This is a genomic window from Sphaerisporangium fuscum (assembly GCF_018531465.1).
Lineage (GTDB): Bacteria > Actinomycetota > Actinomycetes > Streptosporangiales > Streptosporangiaceae > Sphaerisporangium > Sphaerisporangium fuscum.
Genome location: NZ_JAHDTF010000032.1, coordinates 100,135 through 124,322, shown reverse-complemented (window position 1 = coordinate 124,322; position 24,188 = coordinate 100,135). Strand labels below are relative to the sequence as shown.

At 70.8% G+C, this 24,188-nt stretch carries 21 protein-coding genes; 14 read left to right on the top strand and 7 right to left on the bottom strand.

Annotated elements, in window-relative coordinates; translation table 11 throughout:
- The first annotated feature begins 304 nt into the window (after positions 1-304).
- Positions 305-859 carry a hypothetical protein gene (locus KIK05_RS35560; protein ID WP_214415233.1) on the top strand — a complete coding sequence of 185 codons (555 nt, stop codon included), beginning with the start codon at positions 305-307 and terminating at the stop codon, positions 857-859.
- A 111-nt stretch (positions 860-970) separates the two neighbouring features.
- Positions 971-1,762: an RICIN domain-containing protein gene (locus tag KIK05_RS35555; protein WP_214415232.1), complete on the top strand. Its 792-nt coding sequence runs from the start codon at positions 971-973 to the stop codon at positions 1,760-1,762.
- Positions 1,763-2,224: 462 nt separating this feature from the next.
- Here the strand turns inward: KIK05_RS35555 and KIK05_RS35550 are convergent, their stop codons facing one another.
- Together KIK05_RS35550 and KIK05_RS35545 are read right to left on the bottom strand one after the other, a co-directional pair.
- Positions 2,225-2,968 (bottom strand): class I SAM-dependent methyltransferase, encoded by a 744-nt coding sequence (locus tag KIK05_RS35550; protein ID WP_214415231.1) that lies wholly within the window; start codon positions 2,966-2,968, stop codon positions 2,225-2,227.
- A 257-nt stretch (positions 2,969-3,225) separates the two neighbouring features.
- The gene (locus KIK05_RS35545) at positions 3,226-3,639 is read right to left on the bottom strand and encodes a hypothetical protein (protein WP_214415230.1); all 414 of its coding nucleotides are present in this window, start codon (positions 3,637-3,639) and stop codon (positions 3,226-3,228) included.
- A 113-nt stretch (positions 3,640-3,752) separates the two neighbouring features.
- Here KIK05_RS35545 and KIK05_RS35540 point away from each other — a divergent pair, with 113 nt between their 5' ends.
- On the top strand, positions 3,753-4,118 hold the full coding sequence (locus KIK05_RS35540; RefSeq protein WP_214415229.1) for a DUF7674 family protein: 366 nt from the start codon (positions 3,753-3,755) through the stop codon (positions 4,116-4,118).
- A gap of 254 nt (positions 4,119-4,372) precedes the next feature.
- Positions 4,373-6,790: a polysaccharide lyase family 8 super-sandwich domain-containing protein gene (locus KIK05_RS35535; RefSeq protein WP_308250239.1), complete on the top strand. Its 2,418-nt coding sequence runs from the start codon at positions 4,373-4,375 to the stop codon at positions 6,788-6,790.
- Between the two features lie 75 nt (positions 6,791-6,865).
- Here KIK05_RS35535 and KIK05_RS35530 read toward each other — a convergent pair whose 3' ends face one another.
- On the bottom strand, positions 6,866-7,876 hold the full coding sequence (locus KIK05_RS35530) for a LacI family DNA-binding transcriptional regulator (RefSeq protein ID WP_214415228.1): 1,011 nt from the start codon (positions 7,874-7,876) through the stop codon (positions 6,866-6,868).
- Between the two features lie 128 nt (positions 7,877-8,004).
- Between KIK05_RS35530 and KIK05_RS35525 the strand changes: the two genes are divergently transcribed.
- From KIK05_RS35525 to KIK05_RS35510, 4 genes are read left to right on the top strand one after another with little or no spacing between them, the layout of a single operon-like run.
- Positions 8,005-9,360 carry an ABC transporter substrate-binding protein gene (locus KIK05_RS35525; RefSeq protein WP_214415253.1) on the top strand — a complete coding sequence of 452 codons (1,356 nt, stop codon included), beginning with the start codon at positions 8,005-8,007 and terminating at the stop codon, positions 9,358-9,360.
- A complete protein-coding gene (locus tag KIK05_RS35520) occupies positions 9,357-10,283 on the top strand; it encodes a carbohydrate ABC transporter permease (RefSeq protein ID WP_214415227.1) in 927 nt (308 codons plus the stop codon). Before KIK05_RS35525 ends, KIK05_RS35520 begins: the two co-directional genes overlap by 4 nt.
- Positions 10,280-11,122: a carbohydrate ABC transporter permease gene (locus tag KIK05_RS35515; protein WP_214415226.1), complete on the top strand. Its 843-nt coding sequence runs from the start codon at positions 10,280-10,282 to the stop codon at positions 11,120-11,122. The genes KIK05_RS35520 and KIK05_RS35515 overlap by 4 nt, the downstream gene beginning before the upstream one ends.
- 28 nt (positions 11,123-11,150) lie before the next feature.
- The gene (locus tag KIK05_RS35510; protein ID WP_214415225.1) at positions 11,151-13,184 is read left to right on the top strand and encodes a glycoside hydrolase family 2 protein; all 2,034 of its coding nucleotides are present in this window, start codon (positions 11,151-11,153) and stop codon (positions 13,182-13,184) included.
- 18 nt (positions 13,185-13,202) lie between these two features.
- On the opposite strand, the gene KIK05_RS35505 is transcribed toward KIK05_RS35510, so the two are convergent.
- Complete coding sequence (locus KIK05_RS35505) at positions 13,203-13,832, bottom strand: GNAT family N-acetyltransferase (protein WP_250563983.1); 630 nt, start codon at positions 13,830-13,832, stop codon at positions 13,203-13,205.
- Between the two features lie 234 nt (positions 13,833-14,066).
- Entirely contained in the window at positions 14,067-15,041 is a 975-nt protein-coding gene (locus KIK05_RS35500) for a Gfo/Idh/MocA family protein (protein WP_214415224.1), read from the bottom strand.
- A 169-nt stretch (positions 15,042-15,210) separates the two neighbouring features.
- Between KIK05_RS35500 and KIK05_RS35495 the strand changes: the two genes are divergently transcribed.
- The 5 genes from KIK05_RS35495 to KIK05_RS35475 all read left to right on the top strand — a co-directional run bounded on the left by KIK05_RS35495 (position 15,211) and on the right by KIK05_RS35475 (position 19,730).
- A complete protein-coding gene (locus tag KIK05_RS35495; protein WP_308250238.1) occupies positions 15,211-15,963 on the top strand; it encodes a phosphotransferase in 753 nt (250 codons plus the stop codon).
- Between the two features lie 3 nt (positions 15,964-15,966).
- Positions 15,967-16,965: a cobalamin biosynthesis protein gene (locus KIK05_RS35490; protein ID WP_214415222.1), complete on the top strand. Its 999-nt coding sequence runs from the start codon at positions 15,967-15,969 to the stop codon at positions 16,963-16,965.
- Between the two features lie 54 nt (positions 16,966-17,019).
- Positions 17,020-18,516 (top strand): cobyric acid synthase, encoded by a 1,497-nt coding sequence (locus KIK05_RS35485; RefSeq protein ID WP_214415221.1) that lies wholly within the window; start codon positions 17,020-17,022, stop codon positions 18,514-18,516.
- A 14-nt stretch (positions 18,517-18,530) separates the two neighbouring features.
- Positions 18,531-18,902 (top strand): thiol-disulfide oxidoreductase DCC family protein, encoded by a 372-nt coding sequence (locus KIK05_RS35480; protein ID WP_214415220.1) that lies wholly within the window; start codon positions 18,531-18,533, stop codon positions 18,900-18,902.
- A gap of 117 nt (positions 18,903-19,019) precedes the next feature.
- Positions 19,020-19,730 (top strand): SHOCT domain-containing protein, encoded by a 711-nt coding sequence (locus KIK05_RS35475; RefSeq protein WP_214415219.1) that lies wholly within the window; start codon positions 19,020-19,022, stop codon positions 19,728-19,730.
- A 170-nt stretch (positions 19,731-19,900) separates the two neighbouring features.
- Here the strand turns inward: KIK05_RS35475 and KIK05_RS35470 are convergent, their stop codons facing one another.
- Positions 19,901-20,863 (bottom strand): quinone oxidoreductase family protein, encoded by a 963-nt coding sequence (locus KIK05_RS35470; protein ID WP_214415218.1) that lies wholly within the window; start codon positions 20,861-20,863, stop codon positions 19,901-19,903.
- A 161-nt stretch (positions 20,864-21,024) separates the two neighbouring features.
- On the opposite strand from KIK05_RS35470, the gene KIK05_RS49160 reads away from it, so the two are divergent.
- Complete coding sequence (locus KIK05_RS49160) at positions 21,025-23,433, top strand: GH1 family beta-glucosidase (protein WP_214415217.1); 2,409 nt, start codon at positions 21,025-21,027, stop codon at positions 23,431-23,433.
- A 1-nt stretch (position 23,434) separates the two neighbouring features.
- Here KIK05_RS49160 and KIK05_RS35460 read toward each other — a convergent pair whose 3' ends face one another.
- On the bottom strand, positions 23,435-24,163 hold the full coding sequence (locus KIK05_RS35460) for an SDR family NAD(P)-dependent oxidoreductase (RefSeq protein WP_214415216.1): 729 nt from the start codon (positions 24,161-24,163) through the stop codon (positions 23,435-23,437).
- Positions 24,164-24,188: the final 25 nt, after the last annotated feature.

Here is a 24,188-nt window from a genome sequence, read left to right as displayed (position 1 = left end):
TGCCGTACCGGCTCGGCGGCTGAGGCATGATGCGGCTGCTCATTCTGAGCGCGCTCGTGGCCCCCTCTACTCCGCTCCCGCCCCGGGTGCTGGCCAGGAAGGCGGTTCGAAACCCGGCCGGGCGATGACCATCTTCGACCCGGCGCCGCACGGCTTCGACTTCGCCTACGTGCCTCCGGCCAGGTTCTGGAGGACCGCTCAACTGCTCGATCGACTCGCTTGGACTCTGTTCTGGCGTGCGGTCGTGCCAGAGTCCCGCCCCGACCCCCTTATCCAGTTCTCAGAGGCAGACAAGGAGATCACCATGAAAGCACGCCGACTGCTCGCCGCCGCGCTAGCCCTCGGGCTGCCCCTGGCGGCAGGGTTCGCCACGGTGCCGGCGAGCGCGACCGTCCGTACCCCGTTCCATCACTGCGACGGCGGGGACGCCCCGGACCGCGTCCTGCGCGCCACTCTGGACGGGGAGGACCCGCGGGGAGTGAGCGTCGGCACGCTCGTCCCCGGCGACGTCTTCTCCGCGCGCACCGACGACTTCTCCATCCTGCGCATCGACTGGTGGGGCACCCAAAAGGACCCGGACGGCGACGAGGGCCGGATCGCCGGGCCCGGCTGGCCGGCGCCGACGCTCGCACCGTACGTGCTGATGGTGAAGGCGTTCTCACAGGTCACGAACCGGCCGATCCGGCTCGACGACGGCGAGGTCAGCACCACCGCGTGGCGGCCCGTCGGGTCCAACAGCCCCTGCTACATCTACCGGGGCTCGTCGAACGGGCGCCTCCGGTTCCAGGTCAACGACCCCAAGCGGGACGACAACGGCGGCCAGGAGAACATCACCGTCCTCGTCTTCCACCGGCCCTGACCCACGCGGCGACAGGAGGCTCGTGGGCGCCACTCGGAAGGCCGCGGGGCACCAGATGCCCATATCGCCTGTATTTCGACAACAGTTACGTCTATCAGGAAAGGGGGAGCGATGAGGTGGAAAATCCGCCTTCTGCGACTTGTGGTGGCTGTTGCTGCTCTTCTCTCGGTGACAGTGCCCGTCTCTTCCGCTCAGGCGGCGGTGATCTCGCCCAAAGCGATCTACAGCGTGGCCGGCGGCCGATGCCTGGATGTGAGCTCCTACGCGAACGGGACGCCCGTCATTCTGTGGGACTGTCACGGCCGGGACAGCCAGCAGTTCCGTCGCGGGACCGACGGCACGATCAGGTCGATCGCCGGCAACCGGTGCCTCGACGTCAGTAGCTACGCCGCAGGCACACCGGCGGTCTTGTGGGATTGCCACGGCCGGGCCAGCCAACGCTGGGAGTGGTGGGATGGCGTGCTCCGCAGCGCCACCGGTGGCCGCTGTCTCGATGTTCGTAGCTACGCCGCAGGAACGCAATTGATTCTCGTCGACTGCCTGGGGCAGCCCAGCCAGCAGTTCAGCTGGAACTTCCGCCATGTCGCCGGAGACAAGTGCTGGGACTTGTCCTCCTATGCGGACTACACACCGGTCATCCTGTCGGATTGCGCTGGCCAGCCGAGCCAGCGGTTCCGGTGGGACCTGGGCGGCGCCATCCGCAATGTCGCCAGTGGAAAGTGTCTCGGAGACGACGGTCACCTTTTCCTCATCTCGTGCAACTTCGCGAGCGAATTTCGCTATTTCGGCGGCGAAACCGTCAGCTCAAGCGGAGCGTGTGTGGACGTGAGCAGCTACGCCAACGGAACCCCCGTCATATCGGCCCCCTGCACCGGAGGGCCGAGTCAGCGCATCAACTGGTAGCCGGCCGACCTCCCCTTCCGCGATATCACCGGTGCCCGACCGCGGCGCGCCCTCGCCGACGAAGCCACTCACCCGGCTCGCATCGTCCCGGCGAGGGCGCGCCGTCGTGCGGGCGGGTGGGACGAACTGGTCTCGCCCGCCATCACCGGGTCGGCGGTGACGAGCCCGTGCCTGGCACACAACGTCTTGCGGACGGGGCGACAGCGGCAGCGATGGCTACGCGAGCCGTCTACGAATCCAGTTGGACGATCAATCGGTCCGTACCGCGTCCATCGGCACGAGCGTCGAGTCTGCGGGCGAGTAATCGCCTGACGCGCCGGAAGGCCCCGGTCCGAAGACCGGGGGTCATATCGGTCGGCCCACCACGCCAGTGACGGATCCACCTGGCCTGGAACTCGTGGCTCGCTCGCAGCCGGTTGGTCTTCTTGACGAGGGTGCGGAGGCAGCGACAGTTCCGGCCGGTCAGTCGTCCGGTGGGACGCGGTAAACGGAAACGTGGGAGCGCGATTCGGTGGTGAATTCGGTTCCGGTCCAGTCGGCATGCCGGCTTTCCAACTCCATCCCGGCCAGCTGGGCCATGAGGTCGAGCTCGGCCGGCCAGATGTAGCGGTGCGGGCTGCGGAACAGTTGAGCCTCGCTGCTCTCATCGAACCTGAAGTGGTGTGATACGACGTGCTGGCGCAGAATGTCGTAGGTGTCCAAGCCGATATAGCCCGGCTCGCAATGCCAGACCGTGGCCTGTTGACCTGGTGGGAGCTTGCGCAACTCAGGCACCCAGAGCTCGATCACGAAACGGCCGCCGCGGGTGAGGTGGCGGGCGGCATTGCGGAAGCACGCGACCTGCTCGGCTTGCGTGAGCAGGTTCGAAATCGTGTTGTAGACGAGGTAGACGAGTGTGTACTTCCCTGGAGCCGTGGCGGTCGCCATGTCGCCGGCGATCACTGGGATCGTCGCCTCATCCACCTTCGTCCGCAGCTGGTCGATCATCGCGGGTGACAGCTCGATGCCGGTGACGGGCACCCCTCGCTCGGCGAGCGGCACAGCGACCCGGCCTGTTCCGATGGCGAATTCGAGCGCGCGTCCGTCATCGGCAAGTTCGGCGAGGCGGTCTACGGTCGGCCCCAGGACCTCGGGGGCGAACATGCCGGTGCCCGGCGTGTCATAGCGTCGCGCGGTCTCGGCGCCCCAGATGTCCTCCTGTCGCATGCCGGCAACAGTGGCAGCGGGTGCAGGTATTGTCCATTGATTTCGACCCGCTGCCGGACGTGGCCGCTGGCCAGAGTGATCGAGAAGCGGCGCGCCGTGCCGCCTCGCGGTTCCACGCCCACTCGCCGCCCGGGCGTGCGGCTGCCACGGCTTGACCCGCGACACTCGCCTCTCTATGGCCGCGGATGCACTTGGCGTAGACGTGCGGTGGTGCATGTGGCCAGCCGATCCGCGCTGCGACATCGGCCTTACCTCCGTCAACAGTGCTCTTCCAGATAGATCAGCTCGCCCCCGGCGTCGTTGACGAACCACGTAGCGGTGTACGTCGCCCCTTCGGTAGGTGATCTCTTCACGCCGGGGCCGTCGAACGAAGGGCGCAGTTCGGCCCAGACCCGCGCCCGATCTTCGGGAGCGATGACAGAGCGGTGGAACCCTCCAACCGCGCCGAACACCAACGGCACTCCCGGTTTGGCGATCAGCCGCTTGACGATCCGGATGTCGGCATTGCGCCGCCGGGCCTGCCACTTCGTTCCGTCCGGAGTGACGAGTTCCCCCGACGACCCTGGACTCAAGCCAGCCGTCCGAGGTTCGCTCGGCGGCAGGTCATCCTGCTCTACGGCGACGGCCTCGGAGAGTTCGTCATCTCCCTGGCGGGGCTTCCGTTTCGGCACCTGGACTTTCCTTAGGGGTTCACAGCCTTACGTTCTTTGGTACCCGCTGATGCACTCGGCATGGAGCCGCAGCAGTGCATCCGCACTGTGCCCGGCTGCATGATGATGGTGGTGTGGATGCCGGACTGTCGTACGAGCGGATCGCTGATCTTTTGATCGCGGAAGTGCCCGAGTTCGCTCCGGTCGTGCAGGAACATGTTGCCTGCGACGACGAGGTGTTGCAGCATGTGCTGTTCGGGGATCTGACCCGGTTCGTGCTCAAAGCCCATCAGTGTGGCGACGATGCCGTGGTAGGGCGATGCCTGGCTTTCCTGGAGCAGGCGATGATGGCCTCCGACCTGCGGTTGCGTGAGCTCGTGGCGGTCTCGTTCGTCGAGAACGTGGGTCCGTGGGATGCGGAGGTCGCCGATTTCATCGCTTCCTGGCCTCCGGCTCTGCGGCAGGAAGCGGCCGTGCAGGGATGGCCGCCCGTCGGCTGACGGTGACCTCAGGCTGCACCCGATGGGCTGGTTCTCCCCCTTGTGGTGGTGACGCGAGCAGCATCGACGCTCTGCCTTTGGTGGTGCCCCAGATCCGCTTCAAGGGGTTCAAGATCGGGCAATAGGGATCATGTAGGCATATCCCCCCACGCCTGGAGCCTGCCGTGTCGTTTCTTTCTCGTCGTCAAGTTCTCTCGTTGCTGCCCGGGGCCGGTTTGCTGGCCGTGGCCGGCCCCTTCCCCGCGCATGCCGCAGTGGGGATCGATCACGCGCGGGTGCTCGCCAACACCGTGGCGATGTTGGCGGGGACTCCCGACGTCAATGCCCGGCCCGAGGTCGCCGGCAAGGTGGCGGCGATCGCCAGGACCGCCAGGCAGCGGCTGGCCGCCATGGACCGGGCGCGCGAGGGTGAGCTGCTCGCCGGTCTGGCGCTCGGCGCCGACGACGCCAACCTGCGGCTGGCCTTCCAGTATCTGTACGAGATCGCGCTCGCGACCCGCACGCCGAGGGGCGAGCTGGACGGCGACGTACAGGTCCAGCGCCGGGTGGCCGACGGACTGCTGTGGTTGCACGAGCGCTACTACGGCGACCAGTCGAAGGGCTACTACGGCAACTGGTACAGCTGGGAGATCGGCATCTCGACCAACGTGAGCCGGACCCTGGCCCTGCTGGTCGATCGGCTGCGGGAGGAGCGGCCGGACCTCGTGGCCACTTACATCGCCTCGATGGACGCCTACCTGCGCAACGGCAAGAACGGTGACGTCGATCTGGACTCCCGCTTCCACACCGGGGCGAACCTGGCCGACATCACCGCCAACCGGATCCTGCAGGGCGCGGTGACCGGCGACGACGCCCGTGTCGGCAAGGCGATCTCCGACCAGGCCACCGTGTTCGCCACGATCGACCCCTACAACCTCGAGCACGGGGTGACCGACGGCTACTACCGCGACGGCTCGTTCATCCAGCACGACTCGGTCGCCTACACCGGCTCCTACGGGCGCATCCTGCTGACCCGGGTCGTGCAGACGCTCAAGACGCTGGAGGGGGCCACGAACGGCGCCTCCGACCTGGCCGGTGCGGTGTATCGCTGGATCGCCGACGGCTTCGCCCCGCTGATCTTCGAAGGATGGATGATGGAGATCGTCAAGGGACGGGCGGTCTCGCGCACCGCCACCGGCTACGACGACGTCGGAGTTATCGTGGAGGCCATCGCCGACCTGGTCGACCACGTCGAGGACTCCAAGGCTCTCGCGCTGAAGAAGTACCTGAAGTTCCTCCCGGCCGCCGACACGGCCGCCTTCGTCTCGCCGGTGAGCGTCGCCCGCTACGCGGCCATCCGCGCCGACTCCGCCGTCCCGGCCGCCGACCTGAATCCGCCCGCGCGCTGCGTGGCGTTCAACGCGATGGACAGGACCGTCCACCGGCGCCCCGGGTACGCGTGGGCCCTGGCGCGCAGCTCCGAGCGGATCAGCAAGTACGAGTACATGAGCGGCGAGAACCTGATGCCCTGGTTCCAGGGCGACGGCGCGTACTACCTCTACCTGGCGGGGGAGGACCAGCGCGAGGTCTTCGGCGTCGACTACTACACCACGGTCTCGCCGTACCGGCTGGCCGGGATCACCGCGCCGGTGGAGGAGCGGCGGACGGTGCCGGAGCTGTACGGCCGGTTGTGGTACGAGAACCCGGGGCATCCGCTGAACTTCACCTCCTCCTCGGAGTCCCAGAACACCTACGTGTACTTCCCCCGCGCCGGGAACGCCTTCTCCGGCGGCGCGACACTGGGCGCGTACGGTGTGGCGGGGTTCGTCCAGTCGGACGACGTCGCCTACACCGCCAAGCAGGCGGGCGTGCTGCCCGACGACTTCGTCGCCTACCGGAACGCGCGCGCGACCAAGTCGTGGTTCATGCTGGACGACGAGATCGTCGTTCTCGCCGCGGCGGTCTCCGGGCGGGGCGGACGGGACGCGGTGACCACCGTGGACAGCCGCATCGCCGCGACCGGCGACGCCGTCTCGCTCACCGGCGAGGGCTGGGGCGGCCAGGTCTGGCAGGCGGGCGGCACCTCTGCGCCGCGCTGGCTGCGCTACGCCAACGGCACCCGCGGTACGGCGGTCGGCTACGTCTTCTTCACCCGGCAGCCCGTCACGGCCGGGGTGGAGACGGTGACCCGCAGCCGCAGGGTCGTGCGCACGTCCAATCCCGACACCGGCGTGACCAAGAAGGTCTTCACCGCCTCGGTCGCGCACCCGGCCGCCGGTGACGTCCCCGCCTTCGCCTACGCCCTGGTCCCGAACGCGAGCGAGTCCCGTCTGCGCGGGTACGCGGACGGACCGCTGACCGTCCTGGCCAACGACGGGGACGTGCAGGCGATCAAGCACAGAGGTCTCGGGATCGTGGCCGCCAACGTCTTCGCCCACGGTCAGCACCATGCCGAGCGTCTGCTCGTCGACGGCCCGGCCTCGGTCATGGTGAAGTCCGGCGGCCGTACGGTCGTCGCGCTGTCCGATCCCACGATGAAACGCGACCGCGTCACCGTCGTCCTGCACGGGGCGCCTCTCAGGCTCGAGGCGGCCGACGAGGGGGTGACGGTCCGGCGTGTGCCGGGCGGCACCCTGGTCCAGGCGGTGACCCGGCACGCCTACGGCCGGTCCTTCACCGCGACCCTGCGCTGAGCGCGCGGGGCGTGGGGGGGGGGGGGGGGGGGGGGGGCGGGCCCCCCCCCCCCCCCCCCCCCCCCCACGACCGGCTCAGCCCGCGGTGCTCTCCCTGATGATCAACCGGTGCGGGACGGTGATCTCCGAATGCGTGCCGGGAGTGCCGTTGATCGCGTCCATCAGGGTGTTCACGGCCTGGCGCGCGATCTCCCTCTTGTCCGGGGCGATCGTGGTCAGGCTGGGGGTGCTGTACTGGCCCTCTTCGATGTCGTCCATGCCGACCACGGCCACGTCGTCGGGGATGCGGCGGCCGGCTCTGGTCAGTACCCTGATCGCGCCCAGGGCGAGCAGGTCGTTGTAGCAGAACACGGCGTCGGGCGGTTCCGGCAGGGTGAGCAGGTGCTCCATGGCCTCGGCGCCCAGGCGGCGGTGGAAGCGCGAGGTGGAGACGACGAGATCCTCGTTCACCTCCAGGCCGGCGCGGGCGTGTGCCTGGCGGTAGCCGGCGGTGCGGAGCTGGGCGGTCTCGCCGGTCGTGTACGGCTGGTCGCCGATGGCGGCCACGCGGCGGCGGCCCAGGTCCAGCAGGTGGGTGGTGGCCTCGCGGGCGGCGGCGACGTTGTCGATGGCGACGTGGTGGAAGCTGCCGTTGAAGATGTGCTCGCCGAGCAGCACGATCGGGATCCGGTTGCCGCGTGCGCGCAGCTCCTCGGCGGAGATCGTCAACGGGCTGAGCAGCAGCCCGTCGAACATGGTGGCCCGTGACTCCCTCCCCAGCAGCTCGCGTTCCCGGTCGCCGTCGCCGTCGGTCTGGTCGACCATCACCACGTAGCCGTGGGCGCGGGCGGCTGTGATCACCTCGCGGGCCAGCTCGGCGAAGTACGGCACGTCCAGCTCGGGCACCACCAGGGCGATCATCCCGGTACGCCCCTGCTTGAGGTTGCGGGCGATGAGGTTGGGACGGTAGTCGAGCTCGTCCAGCACGGCCTGCACCCGGGCACGCAACTCGTCCGACACCGGCGCGTAGCCGTTCACCACGTTGGAGACGGTGCGAATCGAAACGTTCGCCCGTTTGGCGACGTCGCGTAGCGTGGGGCCGGCCATGCGTCTCCTATACCTCCGAAGGCGGCGCCTGGGAAGATCCCAAACCCGCTCTTGCATCGTTGCAGACAAGTATGCATTATGTCTGCATCGTTGCAGAGCTAGAGTGAGCACCGGCCCAGGAGTCAGAGATGTCCACATCCCCAATAGACCGGCGCGGTTTTCTCAAGGGAGCCCTGGGCATCGCCGCGGCCGGTTCGCTCGCCGCCTGCGCGCCTGGCGGCCCGGGCGCGCAGCCGAGCAAGCTGGCCGCGCCCACCGCGTCGGCGTCCTCGGTCAAGGGCGAGATCACCATCTGGAACCGGTCGGGCGACCTGTTCAAGGTGTTCGACGCGGCCATCGCCAAGTTCCGCCAGGCGTACCCGAACGTCAAGGTGAACCACCAGGCCGTGGACATCGACGCGAAGCTGGCCAACACCCTGATCAGCGGCACCAACGTGCCCGACGGCAGCTTCTGGGACGACGCCAAGATCGGCGGGCAGGCCGAGCACCTGTACGACCTGACCGACCTCATCGCGCCGTACCGGGACAAGACCTCGCCGTACAAGCTCTCGGTGAACACCGTGGACGGCAAGATCTACGGCGTTCCCTGGGACCTCGACCCCGGACTGCTCTGGTACCGCGAGGACGTGCTGGAGAACGCCGGAGTGGATCCGGCGGGCCTGGCCACGTACGACGACCTGCTGGCCGCCGCCCGGACCGTCAAGGAGAAGGACCCGAAGACCAGGCCCATCCACCTGGAGAAGACCCCGTTCCTCAGCCAGCTCTGGCTGGAGATGCTGGCCAACCAGCAGGGCACCAGCCTCGCCGACGCCCAGGGCAAGCTGCGGCTGGACTCCGCGGAGTACCGGCGGATCTTCGGCTGGATCCAGAGCGCGGTCAAGGACGGGCTGGTCACCCACGCCCCCTACCTGGAGCCCGCCGACGTCGGCACGCTGGACGGCGGCCAGCAGGTGTTCGTGCCGTGGGCCATCTGGTGGTCGTTCGCGCCGCAGCAGTTGCTCAAGGCCACCAAGGGCAGGTGGCGGGCCGCACCGCTGCCGGCCTGGACGCCGGGCGGCGCGCGCAGCGGCGCCATGGGCGGCAGCAGCTTCGTCATCCCCGCCAAGGCGAAGAACCCCGAGCTGGCCTGGCTCCTGTACGAGTTCCTGTGCTTCAAGGAGCCCGGCTACACCGCCGTGTACGGGCCCAACGCCGTCTACCCCGGCGGCCTGTCCACCTCGGTTCCCGGCTTCACCCCCGCGCTCGACCCGGCCAAGCCGCTCTTCCGGCCCATCGAGGCGCTCGGCGGCCAGGACCTGTGGAAGGTCGCCGTCGAGGCCGCCCGCACCATCCCGGCCGCCGCGCCCATTCCCTGGTGGTGGGCCCAGTCGGTGGACTACCTCGGCGACAACCTGCAGCGCCTGATCGAGGGCAGGATGTCCCCCGACCAGGTGATCACGGAGTCGTCCGAGAAGATCCAGCGCAACCTGATCGACCGCTCATGAGCCTCACCCGGACCGAACGGCCGCTCACCGGGTCCGCGCGCGCCGACCGGCCGCGCGTGAGATCCACGCGGCTGTCGCCGTACCTGTTCATCGCCCCGTTCTTCCTGGTCTTCGCCGCGTTCGGGATCTACCCGCTGATCTACGCGCTCCAGCTCAGCTTCATGCGCTGGCGGGGCGGGGGTACGGCCCACTGGGTCGGCTTCGGCAACTACCTCTACCTGCTGACCAGCCCCGACTTCTGGGCCTCGCTCGGCAACAGCGCCGTCATGTGGCTGCTGATCGTGCCGATCCAGATCGTGGCAGGGCTGGGCGGCGCGGTGTTGCTGGCCAACGCCAAACTGCGGCTGCGGGGGCTGTTCCGGGTGGCGTTCATCGCGCCGTTCGTGACCCCGCTGGTCGCCATGGCCCAGGTCTGGATCGTGGTGTTCGACCAGGACTACGGTCTGGTCAACCACCTGCTCAACCTGGTGGGCCTGCCCGATGTGGGATGGCTGACGTCCACGACCTGGTCCAAGCCGACGTTGGCCCTGCTGTTCCTGTGGAAGACCACCGGGTTCGCGATCATCATTCTGCTCGCCGGCCTCCAGGCCGTCCCGGGAGGCGTGTACGAGGCCGCCGCGCTCGACGGCGCCTCCCGGTGGCGCCAGTTCTGGTCGATCACCGTCCCCCTGGTGCGGCGGAGCATGGCGTTCCTGGTGGTCGTGCAGACCCTGGCCGTCTTCCAGATGTTCGCCGAGCCGTTCGTGGTCACCCAGGGCGGCCCGTACGGCTCCACCACCACCGCCGGCCTCTATCTGTACGACCACATCACCGCCTCCGACCTGGGCACCGGCGCCGCGAACTCGTTCCTGCTGGTCCTGCTGGTCTTCGGCCTGTCGCTGGTGTCGGTCAGGCTGCTGCGGCCGAAAGACGAGGTGTCATGAACCAGACCCGGCCCGGACCCCTGCAGTACGCGGTGCTGGCGCTGCTCGCGATCGCGTTCCTGTACCCGATCTGGTGGGCGGTCAGCTCCTCGCTCAAGCCGGCGGCCGACATCATCGCCGAACCCCTGTCGATCGGCGCACCGACGCTCGACAACTACCGGGCCATGTTCGCCGACGTGCCGATCGGCACCGGGTTCGCGAACACGGCGCTGGTGCTGGTGGTCAGGGGCGCCATGACGATGTTCTTCTGCCCGCTGGCCGGATACGCGTTCGCCAAGTACGACTTCCCCGGCAAGAACGCGCTGTTCGGCGTGGTGCTGCTCACGCTGATGCTGCCGACGCTGGTGCTGATCATTCCGCTGCTGCTGGAGATGAGCGCGCTCGGCTGGGTGAACACCTACCAGGCGCTCATCCTGCCGGGCAGCATCGACGCGTTCAGCATCTTCTGGATGCGGCAGACCATCGCCGCCATCCCGAACGAGCTCATCGACGCGGGCCGGGTGGACGGGGCGGGGGAGTTCGGCATCTTCGCCAAGGTCGTGCTCCCCGTGATCCGCCCCGGGCTCGCCGCGCTGGCCGTGCTGACCACCATGAACGTCTACAACGACTTCGTCTGGCCGGTCGTCGCCGTCAACGACACCTCGCACCAGACCTTGCAGGTGGTCCTGTCCACCCTCGCGCAGAACGTCACCGGTAACCGGATCGGCGCCGACTTCGCCACCGTGTGGGGGGAACTGCTCGCCGCGGGCAGTATCGCCCTCCTGCCGCTGCTGGTGATCTTCGTACTGCTGCAGCGCCACTTCATCAACGGCATCCTCGCGGGCAGCATCAAGGGCTGACCCGCACCATCCCATGAAACGGAGCACCATGACGCCGCGTGCGGAATATCCCCGGCCCCACTTCGACCGGTCGCACTCCTGGTCGAGCCTGAACGGCGAGTGGGACTTCCGGGCCGACACCGAGCCGGACTGGAACCGCACCATCACCGTGCCCTTCGCCTGGGAGACCCCCGCGTCGGGCATCGAGGCCCACTGGCTGCCCGTGGCCTGGTACCGCCGCCGGGTCACGATCCCGGCCGGCTGGGCCGGACAGCGGATCGTGCTGCACTTCGGGGCCGTGCACCACGAGGCCACCGTCTGGGTCAACGACGTCGAGGTGGTCGCGCACCGGGGCGGCTACACGCCGTTCGAGGCCGACATCACCGATGCCCTGCGCGGCGACGGCCCGCAGGAGGTCGTGGTGCGGGTCCGCGCGCCGCTGGACAAGCGGGAGCTGGCGCACGGCAAGCAGCGCAGCATTCCGCGCGACGACTACGACGGCGTCTGCTTCACCCCGTCGTCCGGGATCTGGCAGAGCGTCTGGCTCGAGGCACGGCCCGCCACGTACGTGGCCGGGCTGAAGCTGCGCCCCTCGCAGGGGCTGGACGCCATCGAGGTGGAGGCCCGGGTGGCGGGACCGTCGGAGTCGGTGCTCCGGCTGACCCTGCGCGGGACGGACACGATGGTGGAGCTCCCGGTCGCGGAGGGCGTGGCACGAGCCGTGATCCCCGTTTCCGCGCCGCGGTTGTGGTCTCCGGACGATCCGCACCTCTACCACGTGGACGCGCGCCTGACCTCGGCCGACGGCACCGACGAGGTCGCCGCCTACACGGGGCTGCGCCGCGTCGAGGTGATCGGCGAGGACCTGTACCTCAACGGCCGCCGCCTGTTCGTGCGCGGCGTGCTCGACCAGGGCTACTGGCCGCGTACCGGCATCACCGCCCCCGACGACGCCGCGCTCCGCCGCGACATCGAGCTGGCCGCGGCGGCGGGCTACAACCTGGTACGCAAGCACCTCAAGCTGGAGGACCCCCGCTTCGTCCACCATGCCGACGTGCTCGGCATGCTCGTCTGGGCCGAACCCGCCTCGGCCGGCCGCTTCTCGGCGGAGTCGGTGGCGGCGTTCGAGGAGCAGATCGCGCCGATGGTGGAGCGCGACGGCGACTCTCCCGCGATCGTCATCTGGGGCCTGTACAACGAGGAATGGGGCCTGGACTGGGACATCCCGGGCGACCCGGCCAAGCAGCGGGCGGCGGCACGGGCCTACGACCTGCTCAAGGCCCTCGACCCGACCAGGCCCGCCGTGGACAACTCCGGCTGGACCCACGTCAGGACCGACCTGCTCGACTGGCACTACTACGACGAGTCCGCCGCCTCCTGGGGCAGGACGGTGGCCGCGCTGCTGGACGGCGAGCAGGACGACTTCCCGGTGCGGCTCGGCCCGGATCACGTGGTGCGCAAGAAGCTGGCCGGCGTCCCGTCCCAGCCGCTGCGCGGGCTGCCCAACCTCAACAGCGAGTACGGCGGCGGCTTCACCTGCGTCGAGCGGGCCTGGCACCTGCGCTGGCAAACCCAGGAACTGCGGCGGCACGACCGCCTGGCCGGCTACGTCTACACGGAGCTGTACGACATCGAGCACGAGTCCGCGGGCCTGCTGGACTTCGAGCGCCGGGCCAAGGACCTGGCCGGCGTGGACCCGGCGGCCGTGAACGCCGAGACGACGCTCGTGCTGGACGTCGTCCCCGTCGCGCCCGGCCGTGACCTGCTGAGCGAGGCCCGCGAGGTCACCGTGCCCGTCCGCGTCTCGCACCACGGCGCCGAGCCGGTCGGCGGCCGGCTGCACACCGCCTGGACCCCGGTCTTCGGCTCCGCTCCCGCCGCCCCCGGCGCCGAGGGCCCGTGGATCGAGGGCAAGCCGTTCCTGCTCAGCGGCCCCGCCGAGGTGCGCGCCGAGCTGCCGGACGGCTGGACGAGCGGGCGGTTGCACATCGCCCTGGTCAGCGGCGGCGAGATCGTCGCCCGCTCGGCCGTGGACGTGGACACCCACACCGCCCTGGTCATCGGGGACGACCCGGCCGCCTGACCCGACCCGGGACGGTGGTCAGAGCCCGAAATGCCGCAGGCACGGTTCCAGGCCGTGGATCTCCACCGGGACCGGATCGGTGAACGCGTCCGCGTCGAGGCGCAGGCGCTGGTCGACGGCCCGGCGGCCGCGTACCTGATGTACGGACAGGCCGTCGGGCTGGTAGCCGAGTTTGCGAGAAACGGTCAGCGAGGCTGGATTGTGCACAAAAGCGCTGGAGACTGCCGTTCGCGCGCCGAGCCCCCTGAAGGCGAGATGGAGGACGGCGGCACGCATCTCGGTGCCAAGGCCCTTGCCCTGGTAGGCGCGGCCCAGCCACGAACCCGTCCCCACCTCACGGGTGATCGGGAAGTCGGAGGCGCGCAGGTCCTGGACGCCGATCACGCGGCCCTCGTGGACGACGACGAAATTGCAGCACCAGCTGTCCGGTGTCCATCCGGACATGACGCCGAGATGGAACCGGACGACGTTGCCGGGCAGTTCCTCCGCGGGAGCGTCGGTCCATGGGACGGCGAACGGCATCCAGCCCGGGTCGTGGACGCCCTCCAGGGCCCGGTCGGCCAGCTCGTCGAGATCGTCGAGGGAGGGGAGGCGCAGTTCGAGCCGGGGCGTGGTCAGTCGCAGGTTTAACAGTGGCCAGTGGCGCATACCGATTGATTGTCCTGCTCTTCGTCGGTGAGGTCATCCGGATAAACCGCCGACGTCCCCCGGCCTGCCGCGTGAGCGCCAATCTGACGGAGGGGTGCGACCAGCCCGCGGGGTCGCTGTGGAGCCGCCCGGCGATTCGACATCGCCGCCCCCTGGTTCTCCTACGTTGCGGACGGATGCGCGGACGCCGGCCGCCGCGAGCCGCTCGGCCGCGTCCGGCCGGGTGACGCGCGCTCAGAGGGCGCCGCGCAGGGGAAGGCCCGCTCTGCGGTAGATGTCGTCGATGATCGTCATGTTGGCGATCGAGTCCGAGGGCGGGGTCAGCGGCGTCGTGCCGTCCTGGACGGCGGCCCTGAACGCGCGCAACTGGTAGGTGTAGGTGGCCTCGCCCGGGACGCGCTCGCGGCGTCGTACGCCGTCGACGGTCACCGTGACCCGGTGGAAGAGTTGCGGAGCGGCGAAGTTGGTGATGTGGAGGCTTCCCCGCTCGCCTTCCACGCGGGCGGCGACCTTGAGCAGGTCGCCCGACCACATGGAGGCGTGGACACGCCCCGTCGCGCCGTTCGGGAACCGCAGGTCGGCGGCCATCGCCCGGTCGACGGCGGGGGAGTGGAGGAGGGCCGCGGCGGCGACGACGTCCGGCTCGCCGGGGCCGAGGGTGCGCAGGCAGTGGACCGCGTAGCACCCGGCGTCCATGAGCGCGCCGCCGCCGAGCTCGAAGGAGTACCGGATGTCGGAGAAGCGCGGCAGCGGGAAGCACATCCAGGTCTCGACGTGCCGGACCTCGCCGAGCTCGGTGCGGACGATCTCCAGCGCGCGTTCCATCAGCGGGTGGTAGCGGTAGTGGAAGGCCTCCATGACGACGAGGCCGGACTTCTCGGCCGCCTCCGCGACGGCCCTCGCCTGCTCGGCGTTGGAGGTGAACGGCTTCTCGCACAGGACGTGCTTGCCGGCCTCCAGCGCGCGCAGCGTCCATTCGGCGTGCAGCGCGTTGGGCAGGGGGTTGTAGACCGCGTCGATCGCCGGATCGGCCACGAGCGATTCGTAGTCGGGGTGGACGGTGGGGATGCCGTGCTTGGCGGCGAAGGCCTCCGCGCGCGAACGGTCCCGGGCCGCCACGGCCGTCACCCGCACCCCGTCGACGGATCGGGCGGGCCTGACGAGTGCCGTGGGAGTGATCCGGGCCGCGCCGAGAGTCCCGATTCGCATGATCGCATCATGCCATGACGCCCGGACGCCGCTCCAGACGGTTGGGGCGCCGGTCGAGGGGTGGTCGTGAAATGGTCGAGGACCGTATGTGATCTCCGCGGCGGGGCTAAGCTAGGGCGGCATGTTCGTCGGCACGGTTTCTCCAGAAATATCCCTCGATGGGGGTGATGTGACGGAGGGGGTCGTCCGGGTGGACGACACCGTGCGGCGGCCGACGAAGCCGTCCAGCCCGGCTGTGCACGCCCTGCTCCGGCACCTCGAAGCGGCCGGATTCGACCGCGCGCCGCGTTTCCTGGGCATCGACGACCGAGGGCGGGAGATCCTGTCCTACCTGCCCGGGCAGGCCGCGACCCGGCCGCTGCCCGTCTTCGCGGTCGCCGACGAGGCGCTGACCGACCTCGCCGTGCTGGTGCGCCGCTTCCACGACGCGGTGCGGACGTTCGTCCCTCCGCCGGGCGCCGTCTGGGAGCGCGGCTCGGCCGACGATGCCGAGCCCGAGCTGGTCGGCCACTGCGATATCACCCCGGAGAACGTCATATTCCGCGGTAAAAGGCCGTGGGGGCTCATCGACTTCGACATGGCGCGTCCGACGACCCGGCTGTTCGACATCGTCACCGCGCTGCGGCACTGGGCGCCCATCGCGGACCCGGTCGACCGCGACCCCCTGCAGCGCCGCCTCGACGTCGGGGCCCGGCTGAGGCTGTTCTGCGACGCCTACGGCGTGTCGGCTCGTGACCGGCGGCGGCTGCTCGAGCTGAGCAGGCTCCGCTTCGACCGAAGCTACGTCGCGATGCGGAACCGGGCGGCGCGGGACGGCGGCGGCTGGGCGCGCATGTGGCGGGACGGCGCGGGCGAGCGCATCCGCAGGGCCGCCGCGTGGCTCGACGCCAACTGGGACGAGCTCGATGCCCATCTGCACTAAATCATGTCCGGCGGGCGCGAGGTGACCCGGAAGGGCGCGGGCCGGGCCGGTCGGAGGGGCACCGCGGCCGGGCTGGTGGCGGGCGTCGTGCTGGACGCCGTCTTCGCCGACCCCGCCGGGCCCGGGCACCCGGTGGCCGTCTTCGGTCGTGCCGCCGCCGCGGTGGAGCGGCGCCTGTACGGGCGTTCGCGGGCGCGGGGCGTCGCGCACGTCGGGCTGTGCGTGGGTTCGGCAGCACTGCTCGGGGTGGTGGCCGAGAGGTTGACCAGGCGGAACGTGGTCGCGCGGACGGCCGTCACCGCGGCGGCGACCTGGGCCGTGCTCGGCGGGACGAGCCTGGCGCGCGAAGGCGCGTTCATGGCGGGCGCCCTGGAGTCGGGCGACCTGGCCGCGGCACGCGGCAGGTTGCCGCATCTGTGCGGACGTGATCCGTCCGGGCTGCCGGAGGGGGAGCTCGCCCGGGCCACGGTGGAGTCCATCGCCGAGAACACCTCCGACGCGGTCGTCGCCCCGCTGGTGTGGGGCGCGGTGGCCGGCGTGCCGGGCCTGCTGGCGTACCGGGCGGCCAACACGCTGGACGCCATGGTCGGCCACCGGTCCGAGCGGTACGAGAGGTTCGGCTGGGCCGCCGCCCGGCTGGACGACGTGGCCAACTACGTTCCGGCCCGCGTGACGGGGGTGCTCGCGTGCGTGCTCGCCCCTCTGGCCGGCGGATCGCTTCGCCGGGCGGCGGCCGTACTCCGCCGGGACGGCCACCGGCACCCGAGCCCCAACTCCGGCCGCTGCGAGGCGGCCTTCGCGGGGGCGCTCGGGATACGGCTGGGCGGCCGCAACGACTACGGCGGCCGGGTCGAGCACCGCCCCGAACTGGGAGACGGCCCCCGGCCCGCCGTGGGCGACATTTCCCGATCTGTACGGCTGGCCCGCGCCGTGAACCTCTCCGCCGCCGCCCTGGCCGCCGCCTCGGCGTGGCTGTTGCACCGGTCACGCCGCCGCGGGTAGCGGAACCTGATCCCACAGGCGGCCGGAGATCGCCCGGTCTGGCATGGTTGGTCCGTGCGCAAAGGGACACTGCTGGTGGCGGGGACGACCTCGGACGCGGGCAAGAGCGTCGTCACGGCCGGCATCTGCCGGTGGCTGGCCCGCCAAGGCGTGCGCGTGGCGCCGTTCAAGGCGCAGAACATGTCGCTCAACTCCTACGTCACGGCCGACGGCGCCGAGATCGGCCGCGCCCAGGTAGCGCAGGCGCAGGCCGCGGGCATCGAGCCCACCGCCGACATGAACCCCGTCCTGCTCAAGCCGGGCAGTGACCGGCGCAGCCAGGTGGTGGTGCTGGGGGAACCCCTCGCCGAGGTGGACGCGATGGCGTACGGCGCCTACAAGGACCGCCTCAGGGCGGTGGCACTGGAGTCGTACGAGCGGCTGCGCGCCTCCTACGACGTGGTCGTGTGCGAAGGCGCCGGCAGCCCAGCCGAAATCAACCTGCGCAAAGGCGACATCGCCAACATGGGCCTCGCGCGGGCGGCCGGCATCCCCGTGGTCGTCGTCGGCGACATCGACCGGGGCGGCGTCTTCGCCTCGCTGTACGGGACGCTGGCCCTGCTCGACCGCGACGACCAGGCGCTCGTCAGCGGGTTCCTGATCAACAAGTTCCGCGGCGCGCCCGAGCTGCTCGCGCCGGGGCTGGACATGATCGGCGAGCTCACCGGACGGCCGGTCTACGGCGTGCTGCCCTGGCTCGACGGGCTCGGGATCGACCTTGAGGACTCGCTCGCGCTCGACAACGCCGGCCATGGCGGCCGGCCCGCGGTGCGGGAGAGCCTGCGGGTGGCGGTGGTCCGGTACCCGAGGATCTCCAACTTCACCGACGTCGACGCCCTGGTGGCCGAGCCCGGCGTCGTGGTGCGGTTCGTCGCCTCCGGCGCGGACGTCGCCGAACTCCAAGAGGCGGACCTGGTGATCCTCCCCGGCTCGCGGGCGACGGTGAGCGACCTCGACTGGCTGCGCCGCACCGGCCTCGCCGCGGCGCTGCTCGACCGGCGCGGGCCGATCCTCGGCGTCTGCGGCGGCTACCAGATGCTCGCACGCGCCATCCACGACGACGTGGAGTCGGGCGCGGGCCTGGTGGAGGGCCTCGGGCTGCTCCCCGCCACCGTCGAGTTCGCGCCGGTCAAGACGCTCGCGCGGCCGGTGGGGGAGGCGTACGGCTGCCGCGTGGCGGCGTACGAGATCCACCACGGGCAGGTGTCGGTCGACGGCGAGGGCGCGGAGCCGTTCCTGGACGGCTGCCGTGTGGGGGCCGTGTGGGGGACGACCTGGCACGGGGCTCTGGAGAACGACGACTTCCGCCGCGCGTTCCTGGCGGAGGTGGCGTCGATGGCGGGCCGCGACTTCGTCCCCGCGCCGGGAGTGTCGTTCGCGGCGCTGCGGGAGCGCCGGCTGGACGCGCTGGGGGACCTGATCGAGGAGCACGTCGACACCGCGGCCCTGCTCGGTCTCATCGAGAAGGGCGCCCCGGCGGGCATGCCCGTGCTCGCGCCTGGAGCGCGATGAGGTATACGGGGGGTATGCGAGATCTTCCCGTGCTGGTCTACGACGGCGACTGCGGCTTCTGTCAGCTGTGCGTCGACCTCGGCTACAGATACCTCCCGACGATGCCGCGTGTGGTCGCCTGGCAGGATCTCGACCTCGCCGCCTACGGTCTCACGGTCGAGGAGGTCGAGGAGTCGGTCCAGCTGGTCGGCCCGTACGGCCTGCGCGCGTCGGGCGCCCGGGCCGTGGCCGTGCTGCTGGCCGTGCAGCGGAGACCGACCTGGCACCTGCTGGGCCGGGTCATGCTCACCCCGCCCGTGAGCTGGGCGGCCGAAGGGGTGTACCGGGTCATCTCCCGCAACCGTCACCGTCTTCCCGGCGCCTCGGGCGCCTGCGCCGTCCGCTAGCGGGGTCTCCCGACTCGGCGGCTTACCCGGACGCAGGGGAGCTGTCGGGAAAAATGGCTATTTACCTGCGGAGAAGGTTCTGTTGCCGGGCGGGGGAGGTCACTTACCATACGGACCGTGATCACCCCCCTTCAGTTCGTCCGCAAGTCGGCCGGCACGCTCCTCGGCATCGGCGGGGTGTCGTGCGCCCTCACCCTGCTGTACCTCGCCTCGCGTGTCGTCATGAGCATGGGCGGCAGTTGCGGCTCCGGCGGTCCCTACGTGGTCGCCGCGCCGTGCCCCGACGGCTTCGGACTGATCCTGCCGCTCTCGATCTTCGGCGGCCTGGTCTCGATGGGCGTCTACACCTTCAGCCTGCTTCCGGTGGGACCCCGGCTGGTGATCCTGGCGTGGCCCGCGCTGTTCCTCAGCCTCGGCTCCGCCTTCCTGGAGGCCGGTCTGTCCGACCCCCACGGCATCGACTGGAGCTTCTTCGGCTGCGGGGTGCTGTTCGTCCTCATGGGCGCGACACCGCTGCTCTTCCTGCTCGGCAAGGGCGCGCTGCGGACAATCTTCTGGGGTCCCGCCCCGAAGGAGCCGGTCACAGGGGCCAGGGGCACCGTCCGGTGGACCACCTCCGTCGTCCTGCCCGGCCAGAACGCCCGCGGCGGCCCGCCGCGGGACGCCCCCGCCGTCGCGGAGTACCCGCAGGACGCCGTCCCGGCGCGGGACGCCCCCGGCGACCTGGTCGGACAGCTCGAGCGGCTGTCCGCGCTGCACAGGTCGGGCCGCCTCGACGACGACGAGTACGCCGCCGCCAAGGCCCGCCTGCTGAACGGCTCCGGGTGACCCCGCCGGACCCGGAACACCCGCGAAGCCGTCGAAAGGAATCACGATGAAGAACGAGGCGGCACTGCGCGCCTGGGCGATCGCACTGCACGTGATCGGGATCGCCGGGGGCGTCTACCTCGGCGTCCTGATCTTCGGCCTGGCCACCGGCCGCGGCTGAGCCCCGGGCACTACGGGATCAGCAGGAGCTTGCCCGTGGTGCGGCGGCCTTCGAGGTCGTCGTGGGCCCGCTTGGCCTCGGCCAGCGGGTAGCGGCCCGAGATGTGCACCTTGAGCGCGCCCGAGCCCACCCAGCCGAGCACTTCGCCGGCGCGGGCGAGCAACTCCTCGCGCGTCACGGTGTAGTGGGCGAGCGTGGGCCTGGTGAGGAACAGCGAGCCCCCCTGGTTCAGCCGCTGCGGGTCGACCGGCGGCACCGCCCCGCTCGCCGCGCCGTACAGGGCCATCATGCCGCGCACCCGCAGCGAGGCGAGGCTGTCGTCGAAGGTGGCCTTGCCGACGCCGTCGTAGACGACGTGCACGCCCCGGCCGTCGGTCAGCTCGCGCACCGCGCCGGCGAAGCCTTCGTAGCGGATCACGTCGTCGGCTCCGGCGTCGCGGGCGAGCTTCTCCTTCTCCTCGGTGGAGACGGTGCCGATGACGCGTCCGCCGCGGAGCTTGACCATCTGCGTCAGCAGCAGCCCGACCCCGCCCGCGGCGGCGTGGACCAACGTGTCGTCGCCGGTGTTGACGGCGTACGTCGAGTGGCTCAGGTAGTGCGCGGTGAGGCCCTGCAGCAGGACCGCCGCCGCCAGCTCGGGCGACACCTCGTCCGGCAGCGGGATCACCTTCGCCGCGGGGACGACGGCCTTCTGTGCGTAGCCGCCGAGCACCCCCTGCCAGCCCACCCGGTCGCCGACCGCGACGTCGGTCACGTTCGCCCCCACGGCGGCCACGGTGCCCGCGCCCTCCGAGCCGGGGACGAACGGCGTGGGCAGCGGGTAGCGGCCCTCACGGTGGTAGACGTCGATGAAGTTCACGCCGATGGCCTGGACGTCGACCAGCACGTCATCGGGCCCGGGTACGGGATCGGGCACCTCGGTGTACTCGAGCGCTGAGGATCCACCGGGGGTGGTGACGACGATCGCATGCATGGGCTGGCGGCTCCTTCGGAAACGGTTGGTCCCTCAGACGTCCCCAACCCCTCGGGCGCCCACTCCTGTTCCCGTCGAATCACGCCGATCCCGGCGATTAGGATCGTCGCGGCGCCGAGTCCTTCGCATCGGCCGCCGGAGAACGACGGGAGCCGCCCAGCATGACCGCGCCGATCATCGCGCCCGGAGGACAGCCGGTGTCCTTCCCGGAGGGATTCGTCTGGGGCGCCGCCACCGCGGCGTACCAGATCGAGGGCGCCACGGGCGAGGACGGCCGTGGCCCGTCGATCTGGGACACCTTCAGCCGCACCCAGGGGGCCATCGCCGACGGGTACACCGGGGACACGGCGTGCGACCACTACCACCGGTACGCCGGCGACGTCCGCCTGATGAAGGACCTGGGCCTGCGGGCCTACCGCTTCTCGATCGCGTGGCCGCGGGTGCGACCCCAGGGGGCCGGCCCCGTCAACACGGCGGGGCTCGACTTCTACGAGCGGCTGGTGGACGAGCTGCTGGCCGCGGACGTCTCGCCGTACGTCACGCTCTACCACTGGGATCTCCCCCAGGCCCTGGAGGACCTCGGCGGCTGGACGAACCGCGACACCGCGCAGAGGTTCGCCGAGTACGCGCAGATCGTGCACGACCGGCTCGGCGACCGCGTGAAGACGTGGATGACCGTCAACGAGCCGTGGGTGGTGGCCTTCCTCGGGTACGGCATGGACCTGCACGCGCCGGCCCGCAACTCGCCGGCCGACGCCTTCCGCGCCGCCCACCACATGCTCCTGGCCCACGGTCTCGCCACCCGGGTGCTGCGCGAGGCCGGGGCGTCCGAGATCGCCCTGACCCTCAACCTCGCCCCCGTGGTGACGCCCGGCCAGATGAACGACCCCGACCTCGTGCTGTCCCCCGAGGACGCCGAGGCCGTCGAGCGGGTCGACTGCCTGATCAACCGGCAGTTCCTCGACCCGGCGCTGCGGGGACGCTACCCCGCCCCGCTGCTGCGCATCGTCGACCGCGTGGCCGGGCTCGACCACATTCGCGACGGCGACCTGGCGGCGATCAACCAGCCGATCGACCTGCTCGGCATCAACTACTACTCGCCCTGCGTGGTGCGCTCCGGCCCCGGCCGGCCCGCCAACCCGGCGTACCCCGGCAGCGAGGACATCGAGTTCGCCGGCGCCCACGCCCCGACGACCGCCAGCGGCTGGCCCATCGTGCCGACCGGGCTCACGCAGCTGATGGGGCGGCTCACCCGCGACCACCCCGAGGTGGGCCTGCTGGTCACCGAGAACGGCGCCGCGTTCGACGACGTGGTCACCGGCGAGCGGGTGCACGACGCCGACCGCACCGCCTTCCTGGAGGGCCACCTGCGGGCCGCGTACGCCGCGATCGAGGCCGGCGCCGACCTGCGGGGCTACCTCGTCTGGTCGCTGCTGGACAACTTCGAGTGGGCCGAGGGTTACACCAGGCGGTTCGGCATCGTCCACGTCGACTTCACCACCCAGCGGCGGCTGCTCAAGGACAGCGCCCTGTGGTACCGCGACGTGATCCGGCGCAACGGTCTGCACCGGGACCGCGCGCGCCGTCCCACCCTCGACGAGGTCGCCGCCCGGGCCGGCGTGTCCCGCTCCACCGTCTCCCGGGTCATCAACGGCCAGGCCGCCGTCAGCCCGGAGTTCCGCCAGACGGTCATGCAGGCCGTGGACGAGCTGGGGTACGTCCCCAACACGGCCGCCCGCAGCCTCGTCACCCGGCGCACGGACACCGTCGCCCTGGTCGTGCTCGACTCCATGGCCGCGAAGGGGGACGACCCCCGGTTCTCGGCGATCGTCGCCTCGGCGGGGCGGGCGCTGGAGGAGGCGGGCAAGCAGGTCACCCTCGTCCTCGCGGACTCGGCGCGCAGCAGGGCGCGGGTGGAGCAGCACGTCGCCGGCGGGCACGTGGACGGCGTCCTGCTGGTGCCGGGCCGGAGTACCGACCCGCTGCCCGCCGCGCTGGCCCGCACCGACATCCCCGTCGTCTGCCTCGGCGAGCCGTCGGTCCCCATGGCCGTGCCGTACGTCCGCGGCGACGACAACGGGGGAGCGCGGGCGGCGGTCACGCACTTGCTCGAACGGGGACGGCGCCGGATCGCCATGATCTGCGGGCCGGTCGACAGCGTGGCCGCGCAGGAGCGCCTGGAGGGGTACCGCGGCGTGCTGCGTGACGGGGACCGGCGGTCGATCATCGCGATGGGCGAGTTCACCCTGGCGTCCGGCGCCGAGGCGATGCGGCAGCTGCTGGAGGACGACCCGGACCTGGACGCGGTCTTCGCGGCCGACGACCTGATGGCGATCGGCGCCCTCGGCGTGCTGCACGAGGCCGGGCGCAGGGTGCCGGCGGACGTCGCCGTGGTGGGCTTCGGCGACATCGAGGCCGCCGCCTACGCCGTCCCGCCGCTCACCACCGTGCGCAGCCCCGCCGCCGTCCAGGCCCGTACGGCGGTCCGCGTCCTCCTCGACCAGCTCGAAGGCCGCCCGGCGTCGTCCGTCGTCCTCCCCGCCGAACTGGTCGTCAGAAGGACGACATAGATCAGCTGAAGAGGTCGAACACCGCCTCGGGCCGGTCGCGCTTGACGTACAGGTCCCAGGCGGCGTCGGCGAGGTCGTCCGGGTCGAGGGACCTGCCACCCACGTCGCCGAAGCGATCCTGCTGCGCCGTCACCAAGGCGTGGATGTCACCGCGCTCGATGAGCCCGCCGATGGTCAGGGTGCCGGCGTAGATCCCCTTGTCGGCCAGGGCGGCGTTCAGGGTGAGGGCGTAGTTGCGCAGCGCCGCCGAGGAGATCGCGAGGTTGCCCAGGGCGGGCATCGGGACGACGGAGCTCAGGCCGCCGGCGAACAGCAGGCCTCCCTCGCCGCGCTCGATCATGCCGGGCAGCACCGCGCCGACCACGTCGATCGCCGGATACACCCAGCTCATCGCCTGCTGGACACTCGCGGAGTCGGCCTCGATGATCGGCTTCGGGTGGGCGTCCGGGTCGGTCGCCCCCGGGCCGTAGTAGACGAGGTCGATCGTGCCGTACCGCTGGGAGACGGCGTCCAGGACGGCCAGGAGCCGGTCACGGTCGCGTACGTCGGCGACGAACGAGCCGGCCTCGACTCCCGCCTCTCTGAGGGAGGAGAGGTATCCGCCGTGCCGGGTGTCCGTGCGCGACACCAGCGCCGCCCGGTACCCCTCGCGTCCGAAGCGGTGCGCGATGGACATACCGAGCCCGGGGCCGGCCCCGATGACGACGGCGGTCTTCGCCGATGTGGACATGACGCCTCCTTGGTAGCAAGTAACT

Coding starts and splice junctions, on each gene's coding strand:
- KIK05_RS35560 (WP_214415233.1), top strand. CDS start 305: ATGAAAGCACGCCGACTGCTCGCCGCCGCGCTAGCCCTCGGGCTGCCC.
- KIK05_RS35555 (WP_214415232.1), top strand. CDS start 971: ATGAGGTGGAAAATCCGCCTTCTGCGACTTGTGGTGGCTGTTGCTGCT.
- KIK05_RS35550 (WP_214415231.1), bottom strand. CDS start 2,968: ATGCGACAGGAGGACATCTGGGGCGCCGAGACCGCGCGACGCTATGAC.
- KIK05_RS35530 (WP_214415228.1), bottom strand. CDS start 7,876: ATGGCCGGCCCCACGCTACGCGACGTCGCCAAACGGGCGAACGTTTCG.
- KIK05_RS35525 (WP_214415253.1), top strand. CDS start 8,005: ATGTCCACATCCCCAATAGACCGGCGCGGTTTTCTCAAGGGAGCCCTG.
- KIK05_RS35520 (WP_214415227.1), top strand. CDS start 9,357: ATGAGCCTCACCCGGACCGAACGGCCGCTCACCGGGTCCGCGCGCGCC.
- KIK05_RS35515 (WP_214415226.1), top strand. CDS start 10,280: ATGAACCAGACCCGGCCCGGACCCCTGCAGTACGCGGTGCTGGCGCTG.
- KIK05_RS35510 (WP_214415225.1), top strand. CDS start 11,151: ATGACGCCGCGTGCGGAATATCCCCGGCCCCACTTCGACCGGTCGCAC.
- KIK05_RS35505 (WP_250563983.1), bottom strand. CDS start 13,832: ATGCGCCACTGGCCACTGTTAAACCTGCGACTGACCACGCCCCGGCTC.
- KIK05_RS35500 (WP_214415224.1), bottom strand. CDS start 15,041: ATGCGAATCGGGACTCTCGGCGCGGCCCGGATCACTCCCACGGCACTC.
- KIK05_RS35490 (WP_214415222.1), top strand. CDS start 15,967: ATGTCCGGCGGGCGCGAGGTGACCCGGAAGGGCGCGGGCCGGGCCGGT.
- KIK05_RS35480 (WP_214415220.1), top strand. CDS start 18,531: ATGCGAGATCTTCCCGTGCTGGTCTACGACGGCGACTGCGGCTTCTGT.
- KIK05_RS35470 (WP_214415218.1), bottom strand. CDS start 20,863: ATGCATGCGATCGTCGTCACCACCCCCGGTGGATCCTCAGCGCTCGAG.
- KIK05_RS49160 (WP_214415217.1), top strand. CDS start 21,025: ATGACCGCGCCGATCATCGCGCCCGGAGGACAGCCGGTGTCCTTCCCG.
- KIK05_RS35460 (WP_214415216.1), bottom strand. CDS start 24,163: ATGTCCACATCGGCGAAGACCGCCGTCGTCATCGGGGCCGGCCCCGGG.